The sequence below is a fragment of the Pseudomonas sp. UFMG81 genome (genome assembly GCF_015354575.1).
Taxonomy (GTDB): domain Bacteria; phylum Pseudomonadota; class Gammaproteobacteria; order Pseudomonadales; family Pseudomonadaceae; genus Aquipseudomonas.
Map to the genome: position 1 here is coordinate 1 of NZ_JACAFQ010000071.1, position 3521 is coordinate 3521.

The window sequence follows — 3521 nt, forward strand, 5'->3', positions numbered from 1 at the left end:
CGATCCGATCGACGAGATGTTGACGATGTGACCACTGCGCTGGCGACGCATGTGCGGCAGGACAGCGCGGGTGACGTTCAGGACACCGAACACGTTGGTAGCGAACAGTCGCTCGGTTTCGCTGGCGCTGGTTTCTTCCACCGCACCCAGTACACCGAAACCGGCATTGTTGATGACGACATCGATACGACCAAAACGCTTGATGCCTTCCGCGACAGCCTGATGCGATTCTTCTTCGCTGGTCACGTCCAGGCGTACAGCCAGGAGGTTCGGGTGAGTACCCAGGCGGTCAGTGATGTCTTGTGGTTTGCGAGCGGTGGCAATCACTGCGTCGCCGGCACGCAGGGCGTGTTCTGCGATGAGGGTGCCAAAACCACGGGAAGCTCCAGTAATGAACCAAGTACGCATATCAACTCCTCCTGTCAGCGACCCGAGCGTTATTGCCGGGCCTTCTCGATGAGTTGATGCCACTTTAAAGGTGCATCATCGATGTGATAATCCCATGGATTTAGCAAGACTTAGTGAGCCTTGCTCATAAGTAGCAGTTCCCTTCCTTGATGCTTTCATCTATGCAGCATTTCACCACGACAATGCGAACGCACGTGGAAAGCCATTCACAGCGCGGGGAAAACCATGATTTAGCTCACCTCGATCTGGTCATCGAGTGCGAGATACGATCCTGCGACCTGTACTTCTACGGTGAGCAGATCATATGATCGGAGCAGCACCTACCTGAGAGGGAGTAACCATTTTGCCTAACGTGTTTTTCTCTTACTGCCATGCAGACGAGGCCCTGCGCGATCAGCTCGAAAAACAGCTTTCCATGCTCAAACGCCAGGGCGTCATTGACACATGGCACGATCGCAGAATCGGTGCGGGCCAAGTCATCGATGCAGCAATTGATGATCACATCAACAGCGACGAAATCATCCTGCTGCTGGTGAGCCCTGACTTCATCGCTTCCGATTACTGCTACAACATCGAGATGGCCCGAGCGATGGAGCGCCATGCAGCAGGGGAAGCGATCGTCATTCCTGTGATTCTTCGACCATGCGATTGGCACTACGCACCGTTCGGCAAGCTGCTTGGCACCCCTCAGGATGGTAAGCCAGTGACACTTTGGCCGGATCGAGACGAAGCATTCTTGCAAGTCGCGAAGGAGGTGCGGAAGGCCGCCGATCGATGCAGCCGCAGCCAACCGAGCACACTACCTCGATCTGAGCGTACCAATTTCGATAGCGGTTCAGCGCCCGCCCCTATGCCCCCAGCTGGCCCTCGCTCAAGCAACCTTCGGATGGCCAAGAGCTTCACCCAGCTTGACAAAGACCGCTTTCTGCTCGAAAGCTTCGAGTACATCGCCCGCTATTTCGAGAACTCATTGCTGGAGCTCCAGTCGCGCAACCCGGGGTACGAAGGCGCATTTCGCCGTATAGATGCCAATCGCTTTTCTGCGAGCATTTACAAGGACGGCAACAACGTTGCTAAGGCGACTCTGTTCACCGGTGGCCAGCTAGGCGCCGGGATCTATTACAGCCATGGCGATTCGTTTGGCGGGGGCTCGTACAACGAGGCACTCACAGTAGATACAGACGACCAATCCTTGTACCTGAAAACTTTTGGCATGGCGTTCCACACTCGACAAGACCAGAAACTTTCCCAAGAAGGCGGTGCGGAGACGCTTTGGAGCCTTCTCATCGCACCGTTACAACGCAATCGGTGAGTCATTGCCGGATACGAACAAGCCAGAACACGGGGCACGGTGCGTTGCATAAAATGCCCCCTTCTACCGAGAAGTAAGACCTACACAGAAGGCTCAGACCATGGAAGTAGTCCTGCTCGCTCATATCACATTCAACCGTATAGGCTCAGCCAGTCGTGGAGGAGGCTTTCAAAGTCAGCGGCAGGCCAGGTTTTCTGCTGAAGTGGCAGACACAGATCAATCGACCTTACGGGATGTGATAATCGAAATCGCAGAGGCCAATGGTGAAACGGCGGGAGCCTTGAAAGACTTGAGGTACGTGAGCAGCTACGGAGGAGAATTGGTGCTCAACATCCAAGGCCCGAGCACCTCATACAGCACCGCCTACGCACAGTGTCGCATCATCCATGCGCTGAAGGCGAATGAGCAGTACTTCGAGCTTCAGGCAGTAGACGACAGAGATGTCAGACCGTTTGTCTCTTGCCGGCAGACTACCTAACTCGCATGAATGCAGAGCTGCGCAGCAGGATAATTCAATCCGGCCGATAGGGGTCTCAAATTTTGTAAGCCTCATTTTTGACTCGTAGAGCATTTCAGTTTACAGGTCAAAAAAGAGGTTTACATGCCAATATTGTCGAAGCTGTAGGCTTCGGACGCTTACCGACCATTTTCGGCACGGAACGATACGTAGCAACCATCCTTGCTTACTGCCAGACGTTTACGCCCGTTCAACGTCGCGCAGCAACGTGGGCCACTCAGAGTACCTACCAGCGCAAAGACCGGGCTAGCCCGGTCTTTTTAAGCGTGTGTAGATCAACCGCTGAGGCAGCCAGTGCCCATAGCGTGGTAACGAATCGTGTGCTGATTCCCCTGCGAGTCTTCATAGGTCATTTCCACCGGTACGACATAACACACAGGTGGAACTTCAGTGTGCGACAGCACCCGAGCAATATCCAAGCGTTGCTCATAGTGATAATCAGTAAATGTGGTTGCTGTCGCGGCCCGTGAATTTAATTGCGCAGCAAAAGCCGAAGACACCATAAGTACACCCAGCAGTGCCCCTCCAGCACCCAGCAGTGAAATCAGAGCGCTTTTCATAGCTCATTTCTCCAAGTTTGTAGCATTCGCCTTAGTCTTTGAAGTCAGTAGAGAGCGCCAGGTCTTTCCACTCGCTGAGTTCCGCTTCAACGAAGCTGTGCTTCTCGCCGATACGCGCGACGGTATCGCTGCCCAGGGCCAGACGTTGTGGCGGCTTCGGTGCATTCACCAGAGCCAGGATGGCCTCGGCGAACTTCACGGGGTCACCGGGTTGTGCATGGTTAGCCGCCTCGGCGAACTGGCGCATCTTGCCGACGGTGTTGTCGTAGTCCGACAGTTCCAGGGCGGTCTTAATCAGCGACTGCTCGTCCAGGAAGTCAGTGCGGAAGAAGCCCGGAGCAACGACCGTTGCGTGAATGCCCAGCGGCGCCAGCTCCTGGTGCAGGGCTTCGGTGATGCCCTCCACTGCGAACTTGGTGGAGCCGTAGACGCCCCAGCCCATGTATGCCTGGTAGCCGCCGATCGACGAGATGTTGACGATGTGACCACTGCGCTGGCGACGCATGTGCGGCAGGACAGCGCGGGTGACGTTCAGGACACCGAACACGTTGGTAGCGAACAGTCGCTCGGTTTCGCTGGCGCTGGTTTCTTCCACCGCACCCAGTACACCGAAACCGGCATTGTTGATGACGACATCGATACGACCAAAACGCTTGATGCCTTCCGCGACAGCCTGATGCGATTCTTCTTCGCTGGTCACGTCCAGGCGTACAGCCAGGAGGTT

5 protein-coding genes are annotated in these 3521 nt (G+C 55.3%); 2 read left to right on the top strand and 3 right to left on the bottom strand.

Features of this window, described 5'->3' with window-relative positions; all coding sequences use genetic code 11:
- The coding region (locus IX761_RS26920; protein WP_194792514.1) for an SDR family NAD(P)-dependent oxidoreductase at positions 1–408 on the bottom strand (408 nt) is incomplete at its 3' end.
- 343 nt (positions 409–751) lie between these two features.
- Between IX761_RS26920 and IX761_RS26925 the strand changes: the two genes are divergently transcribed.
- The gene (locus tag IX761_RS26925; RefSeq protein WP_194792515.1) at positions 752–1720 is read left to right on the top strand and encodes a toll/interleukin-1 receptor domain-containing protein; all 969 of its coding nucleotides are present in this window, start codon (positions 752–754) and stop codon (positions 1718–1720) included.
- Between the two features lie 100 nt (positions 1721–1820).
- Positions 1821–2198: a hypothetical protein gene (locus tag IX761_RS26930; protein ID WP_194792516.1), complete on the top strand. Its 378-nt coding sequence runs from the start codon at positions 1821–1823 to the stop codon at positions 2196–2198.
- Between the two features lie 314 nt (positions 2199–2512).
- On the opposite strand, the gene IX761_RS26935 is transcribed toward IX761_RS26930, so the two are convergent.
- Together IX761_RS26935 and IX761_RS26940 are read right to left on the bottom strand one after the other, a co-directional pair.
- The gene (locus tag IX761_RS26935; protein ID WP_194792517.1) at positions 2513–2797 is read right to left on the bottom strand and encodes a DUF2790 domain-containing protein; all 285 of its coding nucleotides are present in this window, start codon (positions 2795–2797) and stop codon (positions 2513–2515) included.
- 31 nt (positions 2798–2828) lie between these two features.
- A partial coding sequence (locus IX761_RS26940) for an SDR family NAD(P)-dependent oxidoreductase (protein WP_194792518.1) occupies positions 2829–3521 on the bottom strand: 693 nt, incomplete at its 5' end.